Below are 25,320 nucleotides of genomic sequence, written 5' to 3'. Positions count from 1 at the left end.
CCTCGGCCAGGCGGAACGGCAGATGGACGGGCAAGTCCTGCAGGGTTTGCCCGTCACACGGGTTCGAGTTCGTGGTCCAGGTCGCCGCCTCCGGCCTCGGCGCGCTCACGGGCCGCAGCGGCCTCGCGCTGGGCCCGGATGGCCTTGTTGCGGAAGGTGATCCGGACGGCCTGGGCGCACAGGAAGATGCCGATCAGGATGCCGGCGCCAGCGACCGCCAGCCCCCACGCGTGCGGCACGTACATCGCCAGGAACCAGGACTTCACGTCGACGCCGACGAGGATGAACACGAACGGCACGATGCCCTGCGGGAACAACAGGATCGGGCCGCCGATCCAGTAGAGGATGCCGATCGTCGCGTCCCGCTTGGACACCTCGAGCTTGACACCGCCCGTCGCCGCTCGGCCCGTCGCCGTGTTCCGACCGGTACGCATGATGTGAAGCATGTCCGCGCCCGTGGCGGTGAGCTTCTTACCCGCCGCCGCGCCCAGCCACCAGGCAAGCGCGATGCCGGTCGCCAGGCTGATCGGTCCGCCTGCCCACAGCAGCACGGGTAGGTCGAGCCGGTCGCCGAGGATCACGGCGGTGAGCGCCGGGGCGGCCGGGAGCAGACCGATCCAGAACAGCACATTGGACTGTCCGGTGGTGTCGGCGCGCTCGAGCGGGTTGTCCGGGCGCTTGTGCGCGTCGGGACCGGGGACCATCGCAACCACCGAGGCGTAGATGATCAGGCCGGCGCCACCGCCGAGCAGAGCCGGCACGGTCGCCGCGACCCACGGCCAGGCCCAGGCGTAGCCGCTCCAGATGGTGAAGCCGATGCTGAGAGCGATCGAGATCGGGCCGAACACCGTCAGGTAGGCCAACTGCCGGCCGCGTACGTCCGCGTGTTGGGCGCCGGTCGTGATGGTCTGCCAGAGCGCGGTGCCGTCCTGGCTGTACAGGTTGCAGGCCGAGGTGATGGCGAACAGGGCGACCGCCGGGCCGGCCCACGGCAGCAGCGCCTTGGCGTCGAAGGTGAGTGGCAGCAAAGTGGTGAGCAGCGCCCAGGCGATCGGCACGGTCGCCGTGGTGGTCCGCAGCGGGTCGCGCCACCAGGTGCGCAGCTCCTTGCGGAAGACCGTGCCGGTCGGGCCGGCGAACAGGCCACCGGTCGGCACGGGTGCGTGGCTGGTGCCGCGGATGGTGACCCGGGAGCGGCGTGGCGTGCCGAGAGTGGCCGCCCAGATCAGCAGGAGCAGGCCGATGACGACGGCCAGGCTGGCGAGCGCGCCGAGAACCAGCAGCCAGTCGCCGCGGGCGGCGGCGTCGACAGCGACCACCCCCCAGCTCGACGGGATCCAGCGCAGTGTGGTCGAGAACGTGGCCGAGAAGCCGGTAGTGAGCACGTCCGAGTACATGATCGCCACGATGATCATCCAGCCGGACTGGGACAGGACGATCATGGCGGCGAACAGCACACCCGTGACGGCCGCACCGATCCGGGACGTGGCGACAAAACCGACGAGGGCGTACGCGACCCGCGACAGCAGCACCACGAACACTAGTTCTCCGGCGGCGGCCGGTACCGCGATCAAGGCCGGCAGCGCACCCAGGTGTGCCGCGTACGTGATCAGGCTGAGGAATGCCAGCGCCGTGACCGCCGTGGTGACGCCGACGAAGGCGGCGCCGAGCAGCCCGAGCGCGAGTTTGCGGCGCGGCACCGGGAGCAGCGCGAAGTGGTCCGCGCGCAGGACGGCCGAACCTCCCCACAGCGGGCCGACCACCCAGCCCAGCATCCACATCGCCCAGACGCAGGCAAGCAGATCGCCCAGCACGCCCGGCTCGGCGATGTCGACGAACGTCAACCAGATCGTGGCGGCGGCGAAAAGCAGCCCGAAGGCGCCGCCGGTGACCATCCAGGCGGCCTTGCCGCCGGTCATGGAGTGCCGGATGATCGCCAGCTTCATCCGGATCAGGACGCCAACCACGACAGCCCCCTGCCGGCGTGCTCGTCACTGCCGACCAGCCGGACGAACGTCTGCTCCAGCGTCCGCTCGCCGCGGACCTCGGCCAGCGGCCCGGCCGCGACGACCCGGCCCTTGGCCATGATGGCGACCGTGTCGCACAACTGCTCGACCAGCGCCATGACATGACTGGACAGCACCACCGATCCGCCCGACTCGACGAACCGGATGAGGATCGTCTTCAGTGCGGCCGCAGACACCGGGTCGACCGCCTCGAAGGGCTCGTCCAGCACCAGCAGTCGCGGCCCGTGCAGCAACGCGGTGGCCAGGCCGATTTTCTTGCGCATGCCGGTCGAGTAGTCCACCACGAGGGTGGTCTCGGCGTCGTTCAGCTCCATCACGTCGAGCAGCTCCTGGGTACGCTCGGCGAGCACGGCGGGCTCGATCCCGCGCAGCTGCCCGAGGAACGTCAGAAGCTCCCGGCCGGTGAGGCGCTCAGGCATCGCCAGCCCGTCCGGCAGGACGCCCATCAGCGCGCGCGCCTGGACCGGGTCGCCCCAGACGTCCACGCCGAACACCTCGGAACCGCCCTCGTCGGGGCGAAGCAGGCCGACCGCCATGGACAAGGCGGTGGTCTTGCCGGCGCCGTTCGGGCCGACCAGGCCGAAGAACGATCCCCCCGGCACGGTCAGGTCGACGTGGCTGACCGCGACGGTCGCGCCGAACGCCTTGTGCAGGCCGGTCAGCCGCAGCGCCGGCACCTGGCCGGCCGCTTCAGACCGTTGCGCTACAGCGTCTGTCTCCATGGAACCCCCGAGATACGTCGATCCGATACGGCCGCACCAGTATGCCCGAGATACCGCCGCGCCATGGACGCGCGCGAATGCACAGGGTCGCTCCGTGACGGACGGTGACGGCGATCAGGTCGCCCGCAGCCCAGCCGAGTGTGGACAGGACGCTCGCGGCGCTGACTGCCGATCGACTTCCTGCCCTGGCCAATCGTCTACCACTACTTCCGCACCTGGACTCGCGACGGCACCCAAACCCGCCTGCATGATGGGCTGCGCGAACAGGTCCGCGTGGCCGACTGCCGCAAGGCGACCCCGTCGGCGGCGATCGTGGACTCGCAGTGGGTGAGTGCGGCCGAGACCGTCGCCAAATCCAGCCGCGGCTAGGACGCCGGCAAGCGGGTCAACGGCCGTAGCGCCACATCGTCGTCGACACCACCGGCCTGCTGCTGATCAGCATGGTCACCACCGGCGCTGTGCGGGATCGCGACGCCGCCCGCGCACTGCTGTGGGCATTGCACACCTGCCGCACCCGGCCCACAATCCTCGGTCGCCTCGATTCGATCTTCCCCACGGCATCATTTATGGCTAGCCTAAATCAGATTATTTGCCATCCGGAAATGAGGTTGGATATGTCATCGACGCTCGCAATCGACGGCGGGACGCCGGTCCGCTCGGCACCGTTTCCACAGTGGCCGATGGCCGGGGACGAGGAGGGCACGGCGATCGCCGAGGTGCTCGCCTCCGGCCGGTGGGGCAGCACGCACGGCGATCGCGTCGCCGGCTTCGAGGACGCGTTCGCGCGCTACCAGCAGGCCGCGTACGGGATCTGTCTCGCCAACGGCACCATGGCACTAGTGGCCGCGTTGACCGCCATGGGGGTCGGGCCGGGCGACGAGGTGATCGTTCCGGCGTACACGTTCGTGGCCAGTGCCAGCGCGGTGTTGTTCGCCAACGCCGTACCGGTCTTCGCCGACATTCGCGCCGACACCCACCTGATCGAAGCCGACCAGGTCGAAGCCCTCATCACCCCGCGTACGCGGGCGATCATGGCCGTGCACATCGCGGGCCGGCCGTGTGATCTGGACGCGCTGATGGACCTCGGTGCCCGCCACGGAATCCCGGTCATCGAGGACGCGGCGCAGGCACATGGCGCGTCCTGGCGCGGCCGGCGAGTCGGTGCCATCGGCGCGTGCGGCACCTTCAGCTTCCAGACGAGCAAGAACATCAGCGCCGGGGAAGGCGGCGTGGTCGTGACCGACGACGAGGCGCTCGCCGACGAGGTGTACTCCATGGTGAACCTCGGCCGGGTCCGCGGCGGCGGCTGGTATCAGCACGATCGCGTCGGGTACAACCTGCGTCTGACGGAATTCCAGGCCGCGGTCCTGACGGCGCAGCTGGGCCGGCACCCACAGCAGCAGGCGACCCGGTCGGCCAACGCCGCCGTCCTGACGTCATTGTTGAGCGACGCCGAGGTGGTGCTGCCCGCCGAAGATCCGCGAGTCACCGAGCACGGGCTGCACCTTTTCGTATTCCAGGTGCCGGACCGGGATCGGGACGCGGTCGTCCGAGCCCTGACCGCGGAGGGCATCCCGTGCCTGGCCGGCTATGCGGGCCTGCACCGTAACAAGGCGCTGCGCCACAAGGCAGAACAGCTGGCCGGGCTCACCGGTATGCCGCTGGCGCAGTGGGACTGCCCGGTGACCGATCGCGTGGCGGCAGCGACGATCTGGCTGCCCCATCACACGTTGCTCGGCTCGGTGGAGGACACCGCGGACATCGCGGTCGCCGTCGGCAAGGTGCTCGGCGGCTGAGCTTGCGATGACGGGGCCGAAGGACGCACGACACCACCCGCCGTCCCTCGACCCCGCGTGTTCGTCCCACGTCGCCGCGGAACACCTGTCAGGGCATAACCTCGGCAAGCGCGACGCGGGACCCGCCGCGTTCGGCCGAGACCTCCCCGGCGCGCAGCACGGCGAGCACCTCCAACGTCTCGGCCGCCGTTACCGGTGGAACCCCCGTACGCGCCATGTGCACCGTCGCGGCCATCTGCCCGCGGTAGAACGCGGTGGCGTCGAGGGTCTCGACGGTCAGCCAACCGTGCTCGCCGTGCAGGCTCAGCACGAACGAGTTCTTCGCGTCGCGCAGGGTTTGCACGACGGCGGTGTGCCCGTCGTGGTAGCCCAGGATCGCCACGTCCCGCTGCGGCCACGTCAGCCGCTGCACCCATGCGACGCCGCCGCCGGTGGCGGCGAACAGCTGCTCGACGGCGTGTACGCCGTAGTAGAACCACTCGCCGGGCCCGGTGCTGATCCCACTCGACAGGGTGCCCAGAGCGGTGATTTCCTCGCGGGCGGCGGCGATCTCCCGGCTGAACCGCAGCGCCGACGAGCTGGTGACCGCGGTTGTGTAGCCGAACAACTCCACCGCTTCCGCCAGGTCGAGCGCCATCGGCTTGTTGACGAAGGTCGCCACCCCAGCCCGCAGGAACGGGCGGGCAAGCGCCGCGTGGCTGCGACCGCCGCCGGTGTCGTCGATGATCAGGACGAGGTCGGTCTCGGCCAGCAGGTCGGTGGGTGCGCGTACCACGTCGGCGATGGCGTGGGTGCGGGCGAGGGCCGCGGCGTCGGGTTGGCCCGGCCGCAGCTCGCCACCCCACACCCAGGTCAGCGTGGCATCTGGCAGGGTGCCGATCGCCGTGGCGAACGCCGTCGCGTGGGAGGTGTTGACCCCCACCATGCCGACCCGGATCACCACTGCTCCAGGGCACGTGCGACCGCGTCGACGGTGCGCTGGACGTCGTCGTCGGTATGCGCGGCCGATAGGAACCACAGCCCCCGCGGAACCATGTTCACGCCTTGGTTCAGCAGCAGCCCGTGCAGGCGGGCCATCCCGGCGCGGTCGGTGGCGGCGAAACCGCGGTAGTCGCGTACCCGGTCGTTGGTGGTGAGATAGGTCTGGAACATCGGGCCCGGCCCGTCGACGAGCATCGGGACGCCCGCCTTGGCCGCCGCTGCGCGGATGCCGTCCATGAGGGCCGCGCCGAGCCGGTGTAGCCGGGGATAGATCTCGTCGCGCTGTTCGTCGAGGATCCGCAGCGTGGCCGCGGCGGCCGCCATCGCCACCGGGTGCGAGTTGAACGTTCCGGCGTGCGCGACGGTGCCGTCGGTGATGAAGTCCATGACCTCGGCCCGTCCGGTTAGGGCCGAGACGGGCATGCCGCCGGCCATCGCCTTGCCGAAGACGGCCAGGTCCGGTGTGACGTCGAGCAGTTCCTGCGCGCCGCCGGGCGCGACCCGGAACCCGGTGATCACCTCGTCGAAGATGAGCAGGCAGCCGTGCCGGTCGCACAACTCGCGTACGCCGGCGAGATAGCCGGGGTCGGGGACGATCGCGCCGGTGTTGCACAGAATCGGCTCCATGACGACCGCGGCGATCTGCTCGCCGTGCAGCTCCAGCAGGGTACGCAGGGCGTCGAGATCGTTCCAGGGCGCGAGGACCAGGTCGGCCGCGCTGCTCAGCTGCTGTCCCCCGGTGCCGGGGACGGGCTGTGGGCGTTCGGCCGGCCCGGCGGCGTCCACGGCGGGGTGCACGCTGTAGAGCACCGGATCGAACCAGCCGTGGTAGTGGCCTTCGAACTTGAGGACCTTCGGGCGTCCGGTGTAGCCGCGAGCCAGGCGCAGCGCCGCGTGGACGGCCTCGGAGCCCACCGTGTTGAACCGCACGCGCTGCGCGACGGGGACCATGGCGCACAGCCGTTGTGCCACGGTCACTTCCGCCTCGTGCTGGGCGGAGTAGACGATCCCTCGCCCGGCCTGCGTACGGATCGCGTCGACGACCTCCGGCGGGCAGTGCCCGAGAATCGCCGGGCCCTGCCCGAGCACGTAGTCGAGGTAGGAATTGCCGTCGACGTCCCACAGCCGCGATCCGGCGGCCCGGTCGACGTACAGCGGTGTGCCGGGCAGGCGGCGGGCGTCGCTGGACACCCCGCCGGCGAGGACCTGACGGGCGGCGGCGTGCATCTGGGTGGCGATGGTCTGGGGGCGTTCGTCGGCGGTCACGGCTGTGACGCTACGAACCCGGGCGTGGTGCCGGTCAAGGAACAGGACAAGAAACGGGTAGGTAGCGCAACTGGGTGGCCTTGTCCGGGGCCTTGGATGCCCGCGAGGCTGGGCCGCATGTTTCTTGCACGGATCAGGCGCGCCGAAGGCGCACCCGTCGAGGTGGCCGCTCTCGACCGGGAGACGGGCGCGCTGCTGACTCTGCCGTCGGGCATGTCCGGCGATCCCGTCGCGCTGCTGCGCGACTACGGCGTCGCCGAGCTGACTGAGGCGGTGGACCGGATGCGGCGCACCGGCGCGGCGCCGCTGGACCCGCGGGCGGTGCTGTTCGAGCCGCCGGTGGCCACCTGCACGAAGATCTGCTGCCTGGCGTTGAACTACGCCGCTCACGCGGCGGAGAGCCGGCTGGAGGTGCCGCCGGAGCCAGTGCTGTTCTTCAAGCCTCCGTCGGCGTTGATCGGCCATCGGCGGACGGTCGTGGCACCGGCCCGGACGCGCCACCTCGAGCATGAGGTGGAGCTGGCGATCGTCATCGGCGCCGAGACTCGGGACCTGCCGGCCGAACGATGGCGGGAGGCGGTCGCCGGCTACTCGGTGATCAACGATGTCACGGCCCGGGACCTGCAACTGGCCAACATGGAGCGCAACGTGCCCTGGGACCAGGCCAAGGGGTTCGACACGTTCGCGCCCCTGGGCCCTTACCTGGTGACTGCCGACGAGGTGCCCGATCCGCAGGCATTGGAGCTGCGCCTGGAAGTCGGCGGCCGGCTGCGCCAGCAGGCCAACACCGCCGACATGGTGTTCGGCATCCCGCGGCTGATCGAGGATCTGTCCGACGGGATGACGTTGTCGCCCGGGGACGTGATCGCCACGGGGACGGTGGCGGGCCTGGCGCCGTTGTCCGACGGCGACGTCATGCACGCTTCGGTCTCCGGCTTGGGCACGCTGATCAACCCCGTACGTTTCACGCCGCGATGATTCGGTCGGCCGTTAAACGAATTTGGGACTAGCGTAACTTGCCCACGTCTCGGTACCGTCTGTCCATGCGGTACGCCGTTGCCATGGTCGTCGACGCGGACGACTTCGTCCTCGGGGCGCGCAGCCGGGGCGACCGCTGGGCGGCCGACCAGCTCGCCCGATGCCGGTCGGAGATGGAGTCGCTGGAGCGGGTCGAGGTGTCCCATGAGCCACCCGACAGCTGGATCGTCACGCTCGCCGGCGAGGACCGCCACACATTGGCTCGGCAGGCGGCCGACCTGGCCCACGAGATACGCGACCGGATCCGCCGCGGCACCGAGCTGACGGCGACCGTGGTGATCGGCCGGCCCGCCCCGGTGCACCAGGCACGACGGGCCGCCACGCGGACCGCCGACCGCAAGTTGCTGGCCGACGGTGGCGACCGGGTCATCCTGCCGTCCGATGACGCCCGGCCGGGCGGCGTCCCATCCGCCCGGCCTCCGGCGAAACCTGACCGGCCTCCGGCGAGAGTGGAGACGACCTTGTCGGCCTGTCTGCGCCGGGGCGACCGGCGGGCAGCGGTCGAGGTTCTGATTCACTGGGTCGGGCGCGCCGCCGCTCAGCCGGGCGCCACCCCGCAGTCGCTGCGCCACGGGCTGATCGCCGCGTTGCTCAGCGCAGCCGAGGCCACCGGAGCCCAACGCCTGGCCGACGGATCGGTGGACTGGTCGTCGGTCCCGCTGACCGAGTTGTTCGAACTCGCCGACATCCACGAACGGTCCTACCTGCGGCTGTGGCTGGACAATCTCATCGCCCGCCTCATCGGCGACCACGCCGGGCCCGGCGACCCCCTGGAACTCGCGATCACCCACATCCAACAGCATTTCGGCGACCCGGCGCTGAGCCTGGACTCGGTGGCGGGAGCCGTGGCGGTCAGCCCGTTCTACATCTCGCACCTGTTCCGCCGCCGCCGGGGGGAGACCTTCCGGCACTACCTCACCGGGTGCCGGCTCGCGTACGCGCGGGCGTTGTTGACCGGCACCGGACTGCCGATCGAGCAGATCGCCGCACGCAGTGGTTATACCAGCGCCAAACGCTTCCGCATCGTCTTCAAGCGACACCTCGGCTGCCCGCCGGCCCACTACCGGCGGCAGCGTCTGCACTAAACCCGCTTCTCATTCGCTAGGGAGGGTTCCACGTGCGCAAACTGTTCATTCACGCGATCACCGTGGTCATGGCGTTGGGCGCCATGGTCCTGGGTGTCCCGTCGGTCGCCACGGCGGCGCAGTCGCCGGTCAAGGGCGACTACGCCACCCCGATCCGGTACACCGACGCCAACAAGGACATTGACGTCGCCGCGACCATCGCCAAACTGAGCGGCGCCCACGTCAACACGTACGCGTACCTCATCTGTTACGGCCTGCGCGGTGGGCGCGACTGGAACACCCTGCCCGCGTTTCTGACCGCCGCGTCCGCGGCCGGTATCGACGTCTGGGTGTACCTCTGCCCGCCGTCGGAGTCCAAGGACACGGCCGGCAACGAGATGCCGCCGTACTACCTGGACTACGTCCAGTGGGCGACGAAGATCGCCGAACTGTCGGTGACCTACCCGAACCTGACCGGGTGGGCGATCGACGACTTCGCCGGCAACGCCGCGACCTACACCAGGGCGTACACCGAGAGCATGGTGACAGCGGCGCGGGCGGTCAACCCGGCCGTCAAGTTCCGGCCGGTGCTGTACTACCCGAATCTCGTCGGCTACAGCAACATGCTCGGCGCGTACCGCTACTACATCGACGGCGTCATATTCCCCTATCGCAATGAGTCGAACGGCATCGACATGACCAACTCGGCCAACGCCGATCCGGAGACCCGCGCCGTGTACGACGCGATCAGCTGCGCCGGCAGCGCCCGGTGCGCACAGTTCTACTTCCCGCCCAACACCGCCTCCACCGCGGGCTGGAAGACGTCGTACTCCACGACCGTCAGCGTCAACCCGACAGCCGCCTCCTACGGCTTGACCTTCGACGTCTGGGACGACTTCACCGGGGCCACCGCCGGATACCGCTACGCCCGGGTCGCCATCGACAACACCGTGGTCTTCTCCCGCGACATCGCCGGTACGCCGGCCAGCACCGCGGTGACGATCAGCGACTCGGTACTGCGCCCGCTGCTGGCCGGAAAGTCCTCGGCCACCTTGCGGATCGAGATGTACGACGCCAAGGCGGTCGCGAACTTCCACACCGCGATGACCTTCGACAGCATCGCCGGAACGGGGTTCACCGTGACTAGCGGCGACTTCGACTCCGGCACCGGCTGGACGGCGGCCCGCAGCTCCACCGCCTACCTTTACGGCTTCGTGCCGAACATGAAGCCGACCTTGATGACCTACGCGTCCAAGCTCGCCCGCGAGCCGGACGCGCCCACACCGGCGTACGTCGGCGCCGTCGTCGACACGGCACTCGACCTGGCCGCGCTCGGCATCACCGACGGCTCACTGATCTACTGCCTGAACAAGACCGGCGCCGACACCTACGACACGACCGGCGTGCGGACCAGCTACGCAGCGACCTACAACACGGTGGCAAGCATCTATGGCGCCGCTTAGCGTCACGGGGATCGAGTTCCGGGACGTGTTGTTCGCTCGGCCGCTGCATCTGTCCGGGGCGAGCATCGACCGGGTCACGATGGCGGTCGTGCGGGTCCGATCGGGTCAGCGCCACGGCGCCGGGGCGAGCATGCTCTCGGTGCCGTGGGCCTGGCCCGGGGATCCGCAGCTGTCCTGGGCGAGCAAGGACCAGCTGATGCGTGCGGCGGCGGTGACGTTGGCCGAGGCGGCCGACGGCATTCGCACGGCCGACCCGATCGAGGTCCACGACACCGTCGCGCAGGCCACGATCGGTGGCGCCATGCCGGCCTTGGCCACCACGCTGGCGCTGGCGGCCGTCGACAACGCGGTGCACGCCGCGTTGTCGGCACTGCCGCCGCCGCTGCGGCGCCGTCTGCCGGTGCAGCACGTCGTCGGCGTCGACGATCCCGCTGCGCCGCCGCCGGACGGCATCGGGCACGTCAAGATCAAGCTGTCCGGTCGCAGCCCCGCGGCCGACGCGGCCAGGGTCGGTGAGGTCTTCCGCCACGCCGGCCGGCCGCGGCTGTCCTTGGATCCCAACGAGGGGTACGCCGAAGCCGCCGGCGTAGTCGAGCTGCTCGAACGGGTGCGTGCCGACGACCCGGACGCGTACGCCGCGATCGGCTATCTCGAGCAGCCGATACCGAGGGACGCCGGTGACGACCCGAGCGGTCTGCGCGCGGTCGGGCGACTCAAACCGGTGCTCGTCGACGAAGGACTGGCCACCGCCGAGCAGCTCGGCGGGTTGCGCGATCAGGGCTGGAGCGGCCTGGTGGTCAAAGCGAGCAAGGGCACCAGCCTGGCGTTGCGCGCGCACGCGTTCGCCCAGCGGCACCGGATGTTCGTCACCATTCAGGACCTGACCGCCGTCGATCTGGCACTCGAACACTCGGCTCGGCTGGCGGCCGCGCTGCCGTGGTCGTCACCGGCGTTCGAGTACAACAGTCGCCAGTACTGCCCGGCCGCCAACGACGACCTCAAGCGCGCCAAGCCTGCCCTGGTCGGCGTCCGTGACGGTCATATTGAGGTGGGCTGAGCGTTCGGCCGCCGGTTCGGGTGCGCCACGCTCGCGCCGGCGGCTAACGCCCCAGCTTCTCGGCGACCAGCCGATACTGTTGGCGTGGCCGGCCGACCTGGGCCGACCGAGCAACCGGCACCGGCCAGGCCAGACCTTGTTCGACCAGTTCGTTGAGGGTACGCCGGGCGCTTCGCGCACTGATCCCCAGCAGCTCCGAGACCGCCTCAGCGTCCACCACCTCAGGGCCGGATCCGCCGTCGACGCCCAGCCGGTCGATGAGCTTGCCGAGCACTTGTACGCCCTTGGACCGGGCCGATGAGGCTGTCACCGTCGCCGCAGCGGGATCGGCCTGGCGTTGGTGCGGCCGGGCGGGCAGGGACATCACGTCACCGTTGGCGTCGATCAGGACCGCCTCGGTTGCCGAAGCCTGCCCCACCGCGGTGGCTGCGTTGACCTCGGCGTCGCGGGCGCTGCGGCCCAAGCCGATACCGATCTCGACGGTCGCGCCGAGTTCCTCGCGGATGCTGTCCAGGAACGGCGCCGCGCGCAGCCCGTCGGTCGCTTGGGCCAGCGAGCCCACCGTCGCGACGATCAGATAGCTGTGCTCGGCCCACGGCATGACGGTGGCGCCCATCCGCTGCGCCTCGATCAGCAGCGTGCGGTGCAGTGATAGCCGCAGCTCCTGCTGCCAGTAGTTGCTGGGCCCGATGTGCCCCTGCCGGTACGCCTGCGGCAGTTGGACGATCGCGATGGCGATCTGCGACTCCTCCAGCTTGCTGCCGGTTCCCAGCAGGGCTGCGGTGTTCAGGGCCGTACGCAGGGTCCGGGCGGTCGGCAGCATCCGCAGCGCCGGCACACCGGCGGCCTGCAGCCCCTGCGCGACGGTACGCACGGTCGTCAACGCGGCGGACGTCTTGCCGGAGCGATAGAGGCGCTCGTGAAACGCCAGGAACTCCTTCACCGAGGTCGGTCCCTGGTATTCGAGCACGTGGACGCCGGCGGTGCTCACGTTCATCTCGTCGTAGGACTCTTTGACGTCGGCCTCGGCGATCGAGTCGACGCTCACCCGGGCGGGATCACAGGTGCCGGCGACGGTCCCGCCCAATAGTGCCGAGTACATCGACGCACCGGAGACCGGCACGTACGTGGCGGGGACGGGCAGCTCGCCCTCGGCGCGGGCCAGGTCGTACTGGAGTGGACCAGTGAACAAAGCCACGTCGATGCCGTCGACGATCTTCATGAGCCGCTCGCGGGTCTCCTGCTCCGCGTTGTGCGCCGAGCCGACCAGCCGCCAGTCCCGGGTGCCGGGCTCGCGTCCCATGAACATGATCCGCTCGACGAGATCGAGCGGACCGACGACGCCGATGACGATCTCGGATCCGGTGCCCAAACCTAGCCGTGCCACTTGTGACGACCTCCGGCCACTGCGTCGCATCTCACGCTACCCCTCGTAGCGTATCGTGCGCGGACCGCTGTCGGCCGAGGAGGGAGAGCATGGTTCCACCGAGCACGGCCGCCCGCTCGTCATCGTTGAGCTGCGCGAAGATCACCCGGCCGAGAGACATGCGCAGGTCGATGAAAGGAAAGTCGCTGCCGAACACGACCCGATCGGGGCCGAGTTCGGCCACCATCCGGGTGATGTCGTCGCCGCGGATGAACGAGCCGCACACCTCCAGCACAACGTTGGGCATCCGCCGCGCCACGGCGATCGCAGCGTCGAACCCGGTCGGGGTGATTCCGCTGTGGCCGGCCAGGATCGTCACGTTCGGGTAGCGCTCGGCGACCGCGGCGACCACCGACAGGTCGTCCCATTCGGAGCCGGCGTAGGTGTGGGTCAGCACGGGGCAGCCGGTGTGCGCCGCGTACTCGAAGGCAGCCGCGTAGCGCGGACCGGTGAGCGCGTAATGGTGCAGGCTCGGGTGCAGTTTGATGCCGCTGAAGCGTGGGTCGCCGGCGTAACGCTCCACCTCGGCGTGCGGGTCCTGCCATGGGTTGACCACCAGATACCCCGACAGTCGCCCGGGGTGCGCGCTGACCGCGGCGGCCGTGGCGTCGTTGCCGGCCGACGCGTCGAGCTGGATCGCCAGGTGGCTGGAGAACACGGTACGGCTGACGCCGCAGCGGTCCATCACCCGCACCATCGCGTCGGGTCCGTTGTCGGGGATGAAGAACAGACTGTAGGGCCCGGCGTGCGCGTGCGCGTCGACGATGGCGAACTGCCGCTGGGCTTGGCGGGCGAATACCGCCCCGGTCAGCGAGGACATGCCGGCGTACACCTTCCTGCGGTGAGGTCGCGCAGGTTCGTGGCGCCGATCGCCGCGACCTGCTCGTCGGTCAGCTCGGACCACAACAGCCGGGTGACGGCCTCGGCCGGGTCCCGCTCCAGCGCGCCGGTGCCGAATATCAAGCGCTCAGCGCCGAACTGGTCGACCAGCCATTCGAGCCCGCAGTGTGAGGACATGTTCGCCAGTCCGATATGGACGTTGCGGGTACGCGACAGCACGCCGGCGACCGCCCGCAGTGAGCGGTAGCCCACCTGGCCGACGACGATCGGCAGGTCCGGATGGGCCGCCGCGACGGCCTCGATCGCCGGCCAACCGGCCTGCCCGGCGTCGAGCAGCACCGGCAGGCCGGCCTCGGCGAGGGCGGCCAGCATCGGGGCGCAGTCGCCGCTGGTCAGGTCGAAGCCGTGATCGGCCGGGTAGAGCCGGACCGCCGCGACTCCGCTGTCGAGGGCGGCGGCCGCGAAGCGGTCCACCGGTCCGGTTTCGCCGCTGTGCGCCGGCAACATGACCCAGGCGGGGCTGAGCCGCGGCTGGTCGGCCACGAGTTCTAAAACGCGCTGGTTGCCCGCCGCGGGATCGTGAAGCCACGACAGCGTGTGCCCGACCACGGCCGAGTCGATGCCGACGGTGTCCATTCGCGACAGTAGCTGTGCGACCGTGCCCAGCCCGACGTCGGCGCGTGGGTGGCGACCCAGCAGCGCGTCCGCGTCGATCAGCTCCATGCGGCGTCCTCGATCAGTGTGCCGGTGTGGGCGTCGAACCGTTTCCAGTGGGTCGCCGTCACGTGGTCCTCGTAGTCGCCCACCCGCACGACGAGTGTTCGTCCCCGGCGGCTGAGGGTCGGCGGCGCCTGCTGCCCGGCAGCGGGCGTCAGAAGCACGTCGCTGCGGTCGCCGTCGAAGGTCAGGTGCAGCCCGTGGATGGTGCCGTAGTCGGCCTGCCGCGTCGCCGCGTCGGGGATGCGAGCCGGACCGTCGGAGCGTTCGACGCCGGCGGGATCGGCGGGGACGACCAGGAGTCCGGCCGTGCGATAGCCCGGCCCGTGATCGGTCCAGGGGGCCAGACCGTGGATCCGCCAGACGAACCCGTTCTGGCCGAGGACGTCGGTGACCAGCCAATAGTGCGGCTCGGCCCGGACGAAGACGATCCGCCGGTCGTGGCGTACCGGATATCCGTCGTGATGGGCGGCGAACACGTCGAGCTGCGGCAGGGTCGCGAACGTGTCGACGACGACCGCGCGTTCGGTCGACAGCTGCGCGTTGTGCGGCTGCACCGTGTTGTGGCCGCGAGTGGCCTGGTACCAGTCGTAGTAGCCGGGGTCGTCGTAGGACGGCGGGCAGCCCGCCTCCCAGGCCAGCGGCACGCCGTCGGCGGCGATGACGAAGTCGAGGGCGGCGTGGTGACTGTGCGACTCCAGCTCGTGGCCGACGTGCGGGCCGAAGTTCACGACCGTTTGCGTGCCCGCGCCGCGGAGGATCGCGTACCGGCTGGTCGCCAGCAGCTCCGACCCGCGGACCACGGCGTGGGCCGCCGGTGCGCGCGGCGGCGCCGGCGGCAGCCAGGACAGCTCTTCGGCGATCTCGGCCGGGGTGAGCCAGCCGGCGGCGAGGTCGCCGTAGCCGAGCCCGGGATGGAAGTAGTCTCCCCGCAACAGCAGCTTCGCCGGCCACACCACGCCGCTGTCTTGCAGATGTGGGATCCACCCAACGTCGTCGGCGAGCTTGGCGAGCCAGTCGTGGGTGGCCCGGAATCGCTCGTCGGCGGCCAGATCCCAGCCCAGGTGCTGCTCGCCGATGACGGCGGCACGGTGCAGCGCCTCCAGGCACATCGTGTGATAGCCCGGTGAACGCTCATGATGGCCGCCGTCGGCGTAGAAGTCGCGGTCCAGGTGGTCGAGCAGACGCTGCCGGGCCCGTGCCGACCAGGCCGGCGCCTCCACCGCCTCGGGGAAGACCGAGGCGACGTGCAAGAGTTCGGCGACGCTGAACAGTTGCCAGTTGCCGTGCCGGAAGCTGTCGTGCTCCTCGTACGCCCAGCGCGCGCCGCCGACGATCGCCTTGACCAGCTGCGCCCAGCGCGTCTGGCTCAACCGGTCGCCGAAGACGGCGAGCGCTTTGGCGAAGACGGCGCCTCGGCTGGCCACCCCGAGCGAGTACCAGATGACGTCGAGGCCGGGCCAGTCCCCGACGACGTCGTCGCGACTGTCGTACCACTGGCCGAAGAAACGCTCGAAGCATTCGGCGTACCGCGGATCCCCGGTCAGGGCGTCCGCCTGGATCAGCGGGTTGAGCCAGCCCAGGTAGTGGAAGCCGTAGAGCCGTGAGCGCCCCATGCCCCGGTCGAGGAAGTCGACCTGCCGATCGAGCAGCGCGTCGGCCTCGGCCACCACCGCCGGCCCGCTCGCCGGATTCGCCGCGGCCCACCGGGCCGGATCCCAGACCGGCCGCGGACGTCCGGGCAGCGACAGCTGGGCGCGCAGGTCGGCGAGGGTCGCGACGCCGAACGCTTCGGCCAGGTCGGCGTCGCTGATGTGCCGCATGCGCGCGTCGTCGACGTGGTGCGGCTTCTCCACGCTGGTGGGGGTCATCGCAGTGCCTCCAAGGGGTCCGGGGCGACGTCGACGGGCGCTGCGCAGGCGATCGACTCGTGCGCCGCAGCGAGCACTGCGGTCACGTGGCGGGAACTCGCTACGCTGACCAGCGGCTGCGCTCCGGAGCGGGCGCAATCCACGAAGTGGTGGATGGCGTCGCGGTACGCGCCCGCGGGCTGGCCGTGCACCACCCGCTGGAGCATGTTGCGCGGATAGGCGTACGCCTGCTCGGTGGCGATGGTGATGCCTTCCTTCTGCCGGTCGAGCTGGATCACGCCCTGCTCCCCCGCGACGGTGACGTAGCTGTCGACGACCGTCGGGAACGTGTTGGGGTAGATCCACGCGGATTCGAACGTGGCGATCGCCCCTCGGGAGAATTGCGCCTGGATCTGAATGGCGTCCGGGGTGTCGATCCCGGAACGCCGCAGCCGCCCGTACCGTGCGGTCGCGTAGACCCGGGTGATCTGGTCGTCCATCAGCCAGGTCATCAAGTCGATGTCGTGACTGGACAGGAACCACGCGCAGGTGGTGCTCTGGGCCCAGGAGATCATCTCGGTGGGGACGAAGATCGTGTCGTCCTTGCGGGCGTAGCCCACCACCGGCTGGCCGATCTCAGCCATACGCTGCTTGGCCTGCGCGTATGCCGGAACCCAACGATGGTTGAACAGGCACATGGCGCGGACGTCGTTGTCCTTGATCGCGGCGGCGGCGGCGTCGGCGCCTGGCACGTCGGTGGTGAACGGTTTCTCCACCAGGATGTGCAGGCCCGCCTTCGCCGCCGCCACCATCATCTCGGCGTGCAGAGGGTCGGGAGTCGTGATGCTCACCGCGTCCACCTGACCGGAGGCGATGAGCGCGTCTGCGTCGTCGAAGACGGCGGGGTTCGCCGACGTCGACGCGGCCAGCCGCTCGGCGGAGTGCCGGGTACGGCTGGCGACCGCGGTGACCACGGCGTCTGGATGAGCGGCGAGCACTTCGGCGTGTCCGGCGGCCATGATGCCGGCTCCGATGATCCCGACCCTGAGCATTGCGTGGTTCTCCCTAGTTCTCGGCCAGCTTGGTGTTCCAGGCCTGTTCGGCAGCGGTCAGCGCCTGCGTGGCGCTCTGCTGGCCCTGCATGAAGCCGCGGATCTGTTCGGCGAACAACTCCACGAGTTCGGAGTCCCGGCTGGTGCCCAGTGACCCGTCGATCAGGTCGGGCATCTCCGAGACGATCACCTGCCGTGCCTTGTCGATCGGCTCTTCGCCGGTGGCCTGAGTGAAGAAGGTGTCGTTGGCCGCGGCGATCGTCGAGGGGTAGATCGTCACGAGCTTGCAGAAGGCGAGTTGGTTCTCGCTGCTGGTGACGAACTTGAGGAACTCGGCCGCCGCCCGCTTGTGCTTGGACGCCTTCGGGACGACGAAGGTCTGCTGGGCCAACAGCAGGTACTTGCCGTCGGTGTTCTTCAGAGCCTTCGTGATCGTGAGGTCGCTGTAGACGTTCGGCGCGTTCTTCTTCGTGTTGAGCAGGGCGAACGGAAGAGCGTTCGGCATGAACGCCAACTGTGAGTTGTCGAGGTTCTGCGGATAGTTGCGGGTGTCCTTGGTGACCGCTCCGGGTGCGATGCCCTTGCCGTCGTACACCTTCTTGAACGCCTCGAGGATCGCGGCGGCCGCCGGGGTGTTGAAGGTCGCCTTCTTCTTGTCCGCCGAGATCATCTGTACGCCCATCGTCGCCAGCTGCTGGTAGCCCGGCAGTTCGTTCATGCCGTTGACCTTGGCGGTGTCGTAGACCTTCTGGGCCAGGTCGAGCGCCTCCTCATAGGTCTTCGGCGGATTGGCGGCGTCGAAGCCGGCCTTGCCCACGACGGAGGTGCGGTAGATCCCGACCGGTGCGCCGCCGTTGTACCAGGGCAGCGCGTAGAGCTTGCCGTCGCGGCGCAGCGAGGTGAGCAGGTTCGGCTGGTAGTCGGCGAGCGCGTCTTGCGCGAGCAGTTCGTCCACAGAAGCCAGTGACGGGATGAACTTGCCCAGGTTTCCGGAGTCGAGGTTCACCGCGTCCGGGACGCTGCCGCTGGCGATGGCGGCCAGCAGCTTGGTGGAGATCTCGGCGCCGGGCACGTCCACCCAGTTGATGGTGACCCTGGGGTGCTGCTTCTGGTAGGAGTTGATCAGGCCGGTGACGTAGTCGTTGTAGTTCTTCTTGAGGTTGATCGTCCAGAACTCCACAGTGCCCTCGAACTGCGGGTCGGCGGCGCCGGTGTCGTCCGACGACGACCCGAGGCATCCGCTGGCCGACAGTGCGAGGGTGAGCCCGAGCGCCGCCGCGACGACGGCCCGGGTGGTGCGACGTGCCCTGTGCAGCAGGGATCTCACGATGCCTCCTTGCATCTGACTGTGCCCGAAGGGAGGTTTTGGTTGCACCAGATAGATCATTACGGACCGCCGAATCAGTTTTGTCAAGACCGCATGAAGATCCATTTGAACCTATTGACAGGTCGTCGCGGTGATCTCTACCGTCGTCTCAGCTTTTTACGGTCGTCACGGAATGCTTTTACGGCCATCGCGAACGAGCGGGGAGAGTCGATGAGACGAAGAAACTCCAGCACCGGCGCGGTCGGCGGACGCTGGTACACCCCCTGGGTCTTCCTGGTGCCGGGTCTCGGACTGTTCGCGATCTTCTTCGTGTGGCCGGCCGCCACCGCGATCCGCCTGGCGTTCTACCGCTACAACGTCGTCTCGCCACCGCAGTTCGTCGGCGGGCGCAACTTCGCCCATCTGCTGGAGGACCAGCGATTCTGGACCGCGCTGAAGAACTCGCTCATCCTGCTCGTCGGCCTGCTGCCGATGAGCGTGGTGATCCCGTTGCTGCTCGCGGTGCTGGTCAACCAGAAGCTGCGCTTCATCCAGATCTACCGGCTGGTCTACTACCTGCCCGTGGTGACCTCGATGGTCGCGGTCGCGGTCGCGTGGAACTACGTCTTCCACCAGCAGGGCGTCGTCAACTGGGCGCTGACCGGCTTCGGCCTCCTCGACGAGCCGATCCAATATCTCCTCGATCCCGGCTGGGCGCTGTTCGCGCTGACCATCGTGGAGGGTTGGAAGGGCATGGGCACCTACATGATGATCTACCTCGCCGGTTTGCAGGCCATCCCGGGCGACCTCTACGAAGCGGCCCGGATGGACGGCGCCAACGCCTGGCAGCGCCTGCGGTCGGTGACCATCCCGCTGATCGTCCCCTATTTCGCGGTGGCGCTGACGATCGAGGTGATGGACGCGATGCAGGTGTTCACCTCGGTGTACGTCATGACCAAGGGTGGTCCCCAGGACCACACGCTGACCCTCGGCTACTACATCTGGTCCGCGGCGTTCGAGCAATACGACATGGGATACGCCAGCGCCATGGGGCTCGTGCTCTGGGCGATGCTGATCTTCTTCGCCTTGCTCAACTACCGGCTCACCAAGGGGAGAACCGTGTGAGGAAACTGACCCGCAAGGTTTCGATGTATGTGTTGCTGACCGCGATCTCGGTCGTGTTCATCGGGCCGTTCCTCATCATGGCGTCGATGGCGCTCAAGCCCGCCTCGCAGCCGGTCTTCTCGTTCCCGCCCGACCTCATCCCGCGCCCGCCGGTGCTCGACTGGGTCAAGGAGGCGTGGACGGCTGTGCCGTACCCGCGGTTCATGCTGAACTCGGTCCTCTATTGCGGGGTAGGCATTCCCGTGTATCTGCTCGTCTCCGCGCTGACCGCGTACCCGCTGGCCGTGATGACCTTCCGGGGCCGGACGCTGGTGTTCTTCCTGCTGCTGTCGACGATGTTCCTGCCCGGCGAACTGATGCTCATCCCCCGCTTCCTGGTCGTCTCCGAACTCGGCCTGGCCGACAGCTACGCCGGAGTCATCCTGCCCGGCGTGCTCAGCGCGTTCGGCATCTTCCTGCTGCGCCAGGCGTTCGCCGGGGTTCCCCGGGAGATCGTCGACGCCGCCCGGGTCGACGGCTGCGGGGAGGCGCGCATCTTCTGGCGCATCATGCTGCCGTCGGTACGCCCGACGCTGGCGGTGCTGGCCATCTTCGGCTTCATCTCGACGTGGAACAGCTTCATCTGGCCGCTCGTGGTGCTCAAGGACTCGGCGAAGTATCCGATCTCGCTGGGCGTGGCGTATCTGGCCGGCATCACCGGCTCGGACGTGCGCAGCATGGCGGCGGGCACGCTGCTGTCGGTGATTCCCGTCGTCGTGTTCTTCATGTTCATGCAGCGCCACATCCTGGACGGGATGAAGGGCGCGGTGAAGGGATAGCGCCGGCCGGTCCGGCCGGCTCCGGGACCACCCCGAGCCGGCCGGACCGCGGTCACTCGCCGCGAGCGGCGAACCAGTTCAGGTAGGCCACGCACAGCAGCAGCGACCCGGACGCCGGCTGCACGGCGTTGACGTCGTACACGGCGCGGGAGTGGTCGAAGACGGCGCGATCCCAGGCGGCCGCCGGCATCCAGCGAGGCGCCTGGAGGAACTGCCCCGAGGTGGCCAGGCCACCGGTGCCGTCCACGCGCAGGAAGGTGGTCGCCGCCCCCGCAGCCGTGGCGGTCGCCATGTTGCGGCTGTACGAGCGGGCGAAACGCACCATGTCGTCGCCGTGGAAAGCGAGCCGCCCGCGGAAGGCGGCCACCGCGAACTCCACATCGATCGCCCCGTGACTCAAGTCCTCGACCTGGGCGGCCCCGCTGCCCGGCGTGCCATAGGACGGGGTGTACTCCGACAGCGCCTCCTCCTTGGTGAAGCCGTTGTACACCTTGCTGAACGTCGGCCAGTACGGCCAGGAGTAACTGTCGTTGGGCAGCAGCCGCACCTCGGCGGCGAACATCGCGGCCAGACGGCGGGCACGCTTCGCCCAGTGCGGGTCTCCGGTGGCGGCGGCGAGTTCGACATAGGTCTGCCCCAGGGCGAGGCTCTGGTTGGTGGGCTGCTCGGTGCCGTCGTAGGCCAGGGGCATTCCCTTGGGCCAGACGAAGTATCCGCGTCCGGTCTCGTCTTCGCGCCACTCGCCGTCGTGCACGTGTGCGGCGGCGATGGCCGCCTGGAGGTACTCGGCGGCCTTGCTTCGGTAGCGAGGATCCGATCGCAGGGTCGGAGACTGCTCGACGATCCGGGCGAATGTCGCCATCGGATAGGTGATCATTCCGGTGTGGACGGTGAACACCACCGGCTGCGACACCAGCGCGAAGGTCCCGTACGCCGGCACCGCCCCGGCCGCGCCGCCGAGCGCGGCCGCGGTCACCATCGTCGGCGTCGGATAGGCCGCGTGGATGCGCGTCACGGCGTAGTCGGGCGACGCCGGATCGGTGGACAGGTCGGTGAACACCGCCGTCCGGGCCGTGCGGTTGTTGCGTACCTCCAGAGCGAAACGGTCGGCCAGGCTCCCGGCCCGGACGACGGCGACTGCGTCGTCGGCGTAGGACAAGGCGCTGCGCACCTCGAGCAGCGGGGTGCCCTGGCTGTCCCGCAAGGACACCGCGCCCACGGTGTACGGATGAGTGGCTCGCCAGGCGGGCAGCGACAGTCCGCGGTAGTCGGCGACGCCCCGTTCCGAGTCGCGATTGCCCAGTACCAGATCGGCGTTGGCGATGAACCTGTCCAGGTAGTGGGGGTCACGGTAGGCCTGGTACATGCGCAGGAAGCCCGCGAGCACGTAGGACTGTCCCCACGCCAGACCGCCGTGTTCGTTGGTGTCGGTCGGCTGCCCGACCGCGCCGCTGCTGTGAAAGGTGGTGTCGAACAGATCGAAGGTCTCCCGGGCGGTGTAGTCGTAGCCCGTGGAGTTCGCCGCTGCCCGGCCGACGCCGGCTGCGCCCACGCCCAGGCCGAGCGCCAGCCCGGCCACGTTTTTCCCGAGTTGTCTGCGATTCATCACGCCAGAGACCTCCAGGAGGATTAGGACGGCAGAAATGCCAATAAATATTGACCATAATCTGCAACGGCGGTGGCGTGCAAGAGTCAGCGCCGACTTCCGATGTGGATGACCGCCGAGCCGGCCGCTTCGGACCTGGTATCGACGCCGAGGCAGGAGCGGATCCGGAGCCGATCCCACCTGCCACCGGGTCGGCGCCGGAGGTCCGGTCATCGCGCGGAGACGGTCTGCCGGAACCAGGTGTCCATCGCGCGGTGCAGGGCGGTGGCGTCGCCGGGCTCGCCGTGCGCGGCGGCCCAGGCGATGACCCCGTCGGGCCGTAGGAGGACGGCTCCCCGCTCCGGATGCCCGAGGGAGCGGACGCCATACGGCACTGTTCTCGGGCATCCCGAATCGGGGGAGGAAGCCTTCGTCGTTCAGAGGAACGCCGACAACCTGGTCGAGCTGGAAATCGTCGCGTTCTCGCGGCCGGCCACCCGGCTAGCGCGGTTCGGCGGAGCCATCACACGCGCCACGCAGTCCTGGATCACACATCGTTATGTGGCCGCTATACGGTGACTGCTGCGGAAGTCGCGCGAGCGTCCGGCCCAGACCTCGCACAGGCGCGGTCGTATCTGCGCAGCGCGCACGAGCCAGCCGTCTACGACGTTCGACGAGACGGCATTTGCCGGAGCCGACAACCCGAACCAGAACCGGCCGGCCCGCCGCCACCGGACGCCGTCGAACTCGGCGAGGCCCGGGGTCGGGGCGCCACTGATCCTGAGGCCGTCGGCAGTACGGAGACCGTCGAGCGGGCGCCAGGTCATCGCCTTGTTGGGAATATCGTAGGAGGTCAGGCCGTTGACGCTTGGCGTGACGTTGACTGGGGAATACGAGCCGAGCGCTACCGGCTGGGTCCGCGAACAGGTCGAGCAGATCATGCGGGCCGGCACGACCGACGGTGTGACGATCCGCGGGTTGCCGACCGTGCTGATGACCTACCGCGGCGCCAAGACCGGCAAGATTCGCAAGACACCTGTCATGCGGGTCGAGCACGACGGGCGCTATGCCGCCGTCGCCTCGCAAGGCGGCGCGCCGGCCAATCCCCAGTGGTACGCCAGCCTCGTCGCCGAACCGGCCATCGAACTGCAAGACGGCAAGGTCAGCCAGGCATACCGAGCACGCGAGGTGTTCGGGGACGAGAAGGCGCTCTGGTGGAAACGCGCGGTCGAGGCGTACCCGCCGTATGCCGACTACCAGCTGAAGACCGAACGTCAGATCCCGGTCTTCGTACTGGAGCCGGTCGACTCGGCGGCCCGGTAGGAGCTGACGCGGACGACGCCTTGCAGTGCTGTTGTGACCGTGCTGCGTGGAGCGGGGTTGAGACCGAGGCCGAACTGGCGTTCGCGGCATTGCATATGCTGCTGCACACGGCGATGAATCGGCTCGGCGTGTGGAGAGGAAAAGCACCGGCTGACGAGCGAGTGGATGTCGCTCGCCCGCTTTTCCGTGGACTGGGCGGGCGCGTTCTACTCCGTGAGTTTGTGCTCTGCCACGACGACCTGGCCGCCGCTCGGGTGGACAAGGCGCTTCCCATAACCGAGTTCAGCGATGAGAACGCCGAGCCCCGATCCGGCGGCACCATCGGCACGCGGCCGCTCACGATCGACTCGACCGAGCGCTGGAGCGGCACTACAGTCCGGCGGAACTCTATGACCTCGCGCTTGAACTGGTAGGTGCGCTGGGTCGAACCGCCACGGTCGACGCCGCCGAAGACGCTCTCTTCGACGGCGTCGACGTCACTCCCCACCTCTGTAGCGCAATCCACATTTCCTCCGGCCCAAGCCCACGATCATGCTTTCGCGCGACGGGTCACCGCGTAGCCGGACCCGAACGTCGCCAGCAGCAGGAATCCCAACGCCGTGAGCGTCTCCGCGTCCGGCCGCAACAGGGGCTGCGCCCGCAGCGCCTGCCACGTCAGCAGCGCCAGCATGCCGGCATAGCCACTCGCCGCGACCCAGACCAGACGGCTCGCGACCCGCTCGCCGAACCGAAGCACGAACAAGATCGACAGCAGCGGCAGCAGCTGCAGCGCGTGGATGCCGATGAAGTGCGGGATGCGCAGATCGCCTCCGGTCGTGCTCCAGGTCAGAAACGGCAGCCCCGGTCCCCCGTCCGGGACGCCGACACTGTGACCGCCGACGATCGCCAGGTGCTGACCGGCGTCGATCGCGCTCTGCTGCTCGGCGGTCGGCTTCACCATCAGCATGCCCAGGGCCAGCCCGATCAGCGTGATCACCAGTCCGAGCCGCAGCGCCAGCGTCACAGCCCGGCCGCCCAGCTTCTGCGTCATCGCCAGAATCGCGATGGCCAGCGTGGCGCCCCACAGGGCATAGATGGTGAAGGCCATCACGATGGTGAAGTCGGTGTCCAGCGGCGTCGACTGGTTGAAGTGGAGCATCCGGCCGCGGTAACCGATCTGGACGAAGATCAGGGCCATCTCGGTCACCAGACCGGCGGCCACAATCGTCCCCATCGCCCAGGTCGTACGCGGTGCGCGCCGGGTCACCGAGAGCAACCAGGACAGAGTGCCGGCGTAGATGGCGAACGAGATCGTGAACTTCAACGGCTTGAGCCAGATCGGGGCGCCGACCAGGACCCGATCGTCCAGCACGAGCCCCGCCGCCGCGACCAGGCTCAGCCCGGCCATCAGAAACGCGACGATCAGCAGCGGACGGTGCCAGCGCCGGGTGGTGAAGGTGTTTTCCATGATCGTAAGCTTCGCCGCCAGGCGCGTACACCAGAACATGGCAGCCTCGTGAAATGCGTACTATGGCTATCCCTACCTCGACTTCTCGCGGACAGTCGCGATGCTGAAGTGAATCGACTGCAGCCTGCGGCAACACGCCGTCCACTCGGCCGGATCAGGCACTATCGGCCGAGTAGTCGGCTCAGCTCCGGAGTGACGTCTTCGCGCGATGGGCTACGGAGACGCACGAGCCATTGACTGTAATGGATGCTCGATCGGCACGGGCCGCCTCACCCCGATCCTGACCGACACATTCGGCGGCCCCGATCTAACTGGGCGTTTGAATTATCTATGTCCCGGTTCGCTAGGTTAATCCGGCGCGCTGCCGCCCATGAGCGCGAGCCAAATTGCGGCTTGGAGACCAACTTGCTTAGATTC

At 69.0% G+C, this 25,320-nt stretch carries 22 protein-coding genes; 9 read left to right on the top strand and 13 right to left on the bottom strand.

The window, feature by feature from the left end; translation table 11 throughout:
* Positions 1 to 53: 53 nt before the first annotated feature.
* Together HDA40_RS39870 and HDA40_RS39865 are read right to left on the bottom strand one after the other, a co-directional pair.
* Complete coding sequence (locus tag HDA40_RS39870) at positions 54 to 1,967, bottom strand: hypothetical protein (protein ID WP_253763263.1); 1,914 nt, start codon at positions 1,965 to 1,967, stop codon at positions 54 to 56.
* On the bottom strand, positions 1,952 to 2,749 hold the full coding sequence (locus tag HDA40_RS39865; protein WP_253763262.1) for an ABC transporter ATP-binding protein: 798 nt from the start codon (positions 2,747 to 2,749) through the stop codon (positions 1,952 to 1,954). The genes HDA40_RS39870 and HDA40_RS39865 overlap by 16 nt, the downstream gene beginning before the upstream one ends.
* A 614-nt stretch (positions 2,750 to 3,363) precedes the next feature.
* On the opposite strand from HDA40_RS39865, the gene HDA40_RS39860 reads away from it, so the two are divergent.
* A complete protein-coding gene (locus tag HDA40_RS39860) occupies positions 3,364 to 4,545 on the top strand; it encodes a DegT/DnrJ/EryC1/StrS family aminotransferase (RefSeq protein WP_253763261.1) in 1,182 nt (393 codons plus the stop codon).
* 88 nt (positions 4,546 to 4,633) lie between these two features.
* Here HDA40_RS39860 and HDA40_RS39855 read toward each other — a convergent pair whose 3' ends face one another.
* Together HDA40_RS39855 and HDA40_RS39850 are read right to left on the bottom strand one after the other, a co-directional pair.
* Complete coding sequence (locus HDA40_RS39855) at positions 4,634 to 5,488, bottom strand: Gfo/Idh/MocA family protein (RefSeq protein ID WP_253763260.1); 855 nt, start codon at positions 5,486 to 5,488, stop codon at positions 4,634 to 4,636.
* Positions 5,482 to 6,792, bottom strand: a complete 1,311-nt coding sequence (locus HDA40_RS39850; RefSeq protein ID WP_253763259.1) for an aspartate aminotransferase family protein — start codon at positions 6,790 to 6,792, stop codon at positions 5,482 to 5,484. Before HDA40_RS39850 ends, HDA40_RS39855 begins: the two co-directional genes overlap by 7 nt.
* 117 nt (positions 6,793 to 6,909) lie before the next feature.
* Between HDA40_RS39850 and HDA40_RS39845 the strand changes: the two genes are divergently transcribed.
* From HDA40_RS39845 to HDA40_RS39830, 4 genes are all read left to right on the top strand, one after another.
* Complete coding sequence (locus HDA40_RS39845; protein WP_253763258.1) at positions 6,910 to 7,770, top strand: fumarylacetoacetate hydrolase family protein; 861 nt, start codon at positions 6,910 to 6,912, stop codon at positions 7,768 to 7,770.
* A 65-nt stretch (positions 7,771 to 7,835) separates the two neighbouring features.
* Positions 7,836 to 8,915 (top strand): helix-turn-helix transcriptional regulator, encoded by a 1,080-nt coding sequence (locus HDA40_RS39840; protein WP_253763257.1) that lies wholly within the window; start codon positions 7,836 to 7,838, stop codon positions 8,913 to 8,915.
* A gap of 32 nt (positions 8,916 to 8,947) precedes the next feature.
* The gene (locus HDA40_RS39835; RefSeq protein ID WP_253763256.1) at positions 8,948 to 10,357 is read left to right on the top strand and encodes a hypothetical protein; all 1,410 of its coding nucleotides are present in this window, start codon (positions 8,948 to 8,950) and stop codon (positions 10,355 to 10,357) included.
* Positions 10,344 to 11,414 carry an enolase C-terminal domain-like protein gene (locus HDA40_RS39830; protein WP_253763255.1) on the top strand — a complete coding sequence of 357 codons (1,071 nt, stop codon included), beginning with the start codon at positions 10,344 to 10,346 and terminating at the stop codon, positions 11,412 to 11,414. Before HDA40_RS39835 ends, HDA40_RS39830 begins: the two co-directional genes overlap by 14 nt.
* Before the next feature lie 43 nt (positions 11,415 to 11,457).
* Here the strand turns inward: HDA40_RS39830 and HDA40_RS39825 are convergent, their stop codons facing one another.
* From HDA40_RS39825 to HDA40_RS39800, 6 genes are read right to left on the bottom strand one after another with little or no spacing between them, the layout of a single operon-like run.
* Positions 11,458 to 12,801 (bottom strand): helix-turn-helix domain-containing protein, encoded by a 1,344-nt coding sequence (locus HDA40_RS39825; RefSeq protein WP_253763254.1) that lies wholly within the window; start codon positions 12,799 to 12,801, stop codon positions 11,458 to 11,460.
* A 31-nt stretch (positions 12,802 to 12,832) separates the two neighbouring features.
* Positions 12,833 to 13,660, bottom strand: a complete 828-nt coding sequence (locus tag HDA40_RS39820; RefSeq protein ID WP_253763253.1) for an amidohydrolase family protein — start codon at positions 13,658 to 13,660, stop codon at positions 12,833 to 12,835.
* Positions 13,648 to 14,403: an amidohydrolase family protein gene (locus HDA40_RS39815; RefSeq protein WP_253763252.1), complete on the bottom strand. Its 756-nt coding sequence runs from the start codon at positions 14,401 to 14,403 to the stop codon at positions 13,648 to 13,650. Before HDA40_RS39815 ends, HDA40_RS39820 begins: the two co-directional genes overlap by 13 nt.
* The gene (locus HDA40_RS39810; RefSeq protein WP_253763251.1) at positions 14,394 to 16,268 is read right to left on the bottom strand and encodes a heparinase II/III family protein; all 1,875 of its coding nucleotides are present in this window, start codon (positions 16,266 to 16,268) and stop codon (positions 14,394 to 14,396) included. The genes HDA40_RS39815 and HDA40_RS39810 overlap by 10 nt, the downstream gene beginning before the upstream one ends.
* The gene (locus tag HDA40_RS39805) at positions 16,265 to 17,299 is read right to left on the bottom strand and encodes a Gfo/Idh/MocA family protein (protein WP_253763250.1); all 1,035 of its coding nucleotides are present in this window, start codon (positions 17,297 to 17,299) and stop codon (positions 16,265 to 16,267) included. The genes HDA40_RS39810 and HDA40_RS39805 overlap by 4 nt, the downstream gene beginning before the upstream one ends.
* 13 nt (positions 17,300 to 17,312) lie before the next feature.
* The gene (locus tag HDA40_RS39800; protein ID WP_253763249.1) at positions 17,313 to 18,626 is read right to left on the bottom strand and encodes an ABC transporter substrate-binding protein; all 1,314 of its coding nucleotides are present in this window, start codon (positions 18,624 to 18,626) and stop codon (positions 17,313 to 17,315) included.
* A 210-nt stretch (positions 18,627 to 18,836) separates the two neighbouring features.
* Here HDA40_RS39800 and HDA40_RS39795 point away from each other — a divergent pair, with 210 nt between their 5' ends.
* Both HDA40_RS39795 and HDA40_RS39790 read left to right on the top strand, forming a co-directional pair.
* Entirely contained in the window at positions 18,837 to 19,730 is an 894-nt protein-coding gene (locus tag HDA40_RS39795; protein ID WP_253763248.1) for a carbohydrate ABC transporter permease, read from the top strand.
* On the top strand, positions 19,727 to 20,548 hold the full coding sequence (locus HDA40_RS39790; RefSeq protein ID WP_253763247.1) for a carbohydrate ABC transporter permease: 822 nt from the start codon (positions 19,727 to 19,729) through the stop codon (positions 20,546 to 20,548). Before HDA40_RS39795 ends, HDA40_RS39790 begins: the two co-directional genes overlap by 4 nt.
* A gap of 52 nt (positions 20,549 to 20,600) precedes the next feature.
* On the opposite strand, the gene HDA40_RS39785 is transcribed toward HDA40_RS39790, so the two are convergent.
* Positions 20,601 to 22,154, bottom strand: coding sequence for a hypothetical protein (locus HDA40_RS39785; RefSeq protein WP_253763246.1), 1,554 nt, complete (start codon positions 22,152 to 22,154; stop codon positions 20,601 to 20,603).
* Between the two features lie 209 nt (positions 22,155 to 22,363).
* Positions 22,364 to 22,528, bottom strand: a complete 165-nt coding sequence (locus HDA40_RS39780; protein WP_253763978.1) for an aromatic-ring hydroxylase C-terminal domain-containing protein — start codon at positions 22,526 to 22,528, stop codon at positions 22,364 to 22,366.
* On the opposite strand from HDA40_RS39780, the gene HDA40_RS39775 reads away from it, so the two are divergent.
* A complete protein-coding gene (locus HDA40_RS39775; protein ID WP_253763955.1) occupies positions 22,458 to 22,712 on the top strand; it encodes a DUF1990 family protein in 255 nt (84 codons plus the stop codon). The genes HDA40_RS39780 and HDA40_RS39775 overlap by 71 nt on opposite strands.
* 294 nt (positions 22,713 to 23,006) lie before the next feature.
* Positions 23,007 to 23,456 carry a nitroreductase family deazaflavin-dependent oxidoreductase gene (locus tag HDA40_RS39770; protein ID WP_253763245.1) on the top strand — a complete coding sequence of 150 codons (450 nt, stop codon included), beginning with the start codon at positions 23,007 to 23,009 and terminating at the stop codon, positions 23,454 to 23,456.
* A 529-nt stretch (positions 23,457 to 23,985) separates the two neighbouring features.
* On the opposite strand, the gene HDA40_RS39765 is transcribed toward HDA40_RS39770, so the two are convergent.
* Entirely contained in the window at positions 23,986 to 24,903 is a 918-nt protein-coding gene (locus HDA40_RS39765; protein ID WP_253763244.1) for a hypothetical protein, read from the bottom strand.
* Positions 24,904 to 25,320: the final 417 nt, after the last annotated feature.

The organism is Hamadaea flava, from assembly GCF_024172085.1.
GTDB classification, from domain to species: Bacteria; Actinomycetota; Actinomycetes; order Mycobacteriales; family Micromonosporaceae; genus Hamadaea; species Hamadaea flava.
The sequence above is the reverse complement of the archived record's forward strand: the minus strand, read 5'-3'. Positions and strand labels throughout refer to the sequence as shown.

Coding starts and splice junctions, on each gene's coding strand:
- HDA40_RS39865 (WP_253763262.1), bottom strand. CDS start 2,749: ATGGAGACAGACGCTGTAGCGCAACGGTCTGAAGCGGCCGGCCAGGTG.
- HDA40_RS39860 (WP_253763261.1), top strand. CDS start 3,364: ATGTCATCGACGCTCGCAATCGACGGCGGGACGCCGGTCCGCTCGGCA.
- HDA40_RS39845 (WP_253763258.1), top strand. CDS start 6,910: ATGTTTCTTGCACGGATCAGGCGCGCCGAAGGCGCACCCGTCGAGGTG.
- HDA40_RS39840 (WP_253763257.1), top strand. CDS start 7,836: ATGCGGTACGCCGTTGCCATGGTCGTCGACGCGGACGACTTCGTCCTC.
- HDA40_RS39830 (WP_253763255.1), top strand. CDS start 10,344: ATGGCGCCGCTTAGCGTCACGGGGATCGAGTTCCGGGACGTGTTGTTC.
- HDA40_RS39820 (WP_253763253.1), bottom strand. CDS start 13,660: ATGTCCTCGCTGACCGGGGCGGTATTCGCCCGCCAAGCCCAGCGGCAG.
- HDA40_RS39815 (WP_253763252.1), bottom strand. CDS start 14,403: ATGGAGCTGATCGACGCGGACGCGCTGCTGGGTCGCCACCCACGCGCC.
- HDA40_RS39810 (WP_253763251.1), bottom strand. CDS start 16,268: ATGACCCCCACCAGCGTGGAGAAGCCGCACCACGTCGACGACGCGCGC.
- HDA40_RS39805 (WP_253763250.1), bottom strand. CDS start 17,299: ATGCTCAGGGTCGGGATCATCGGAGCCGGCATCATGGCCGCCGGACAC.
- HDA40_RS39795 (WP_253763248.1), top strand. CDS start 18,837: ATGAGACGAAGAAACTCCAGCACCGGCGCGGTCGGCGGACGCTGGTAC.
- HDA40_RS39785 (WP_253763246.1), bottom strand. CDS start 22,154: ATGAATCGCAGACAACTCGGGAAAAACGTGGCCGGGCTGGCGCTCGGC.
- HDA40_RS39775 (WP_253763955.1), top strand. CDS start 22,458: ATGACCCCGTCGGGCCGTAGGAGGACGGCTCCCCGCTCCGGATGCCCG.
- HDA40_RS39765 (WP_253763244.1), bottom strand. CDS start 24,903: ATGGAAAACACCTTCACCACCCGGCGCTGGCACCGTCCGCTGCTGATC.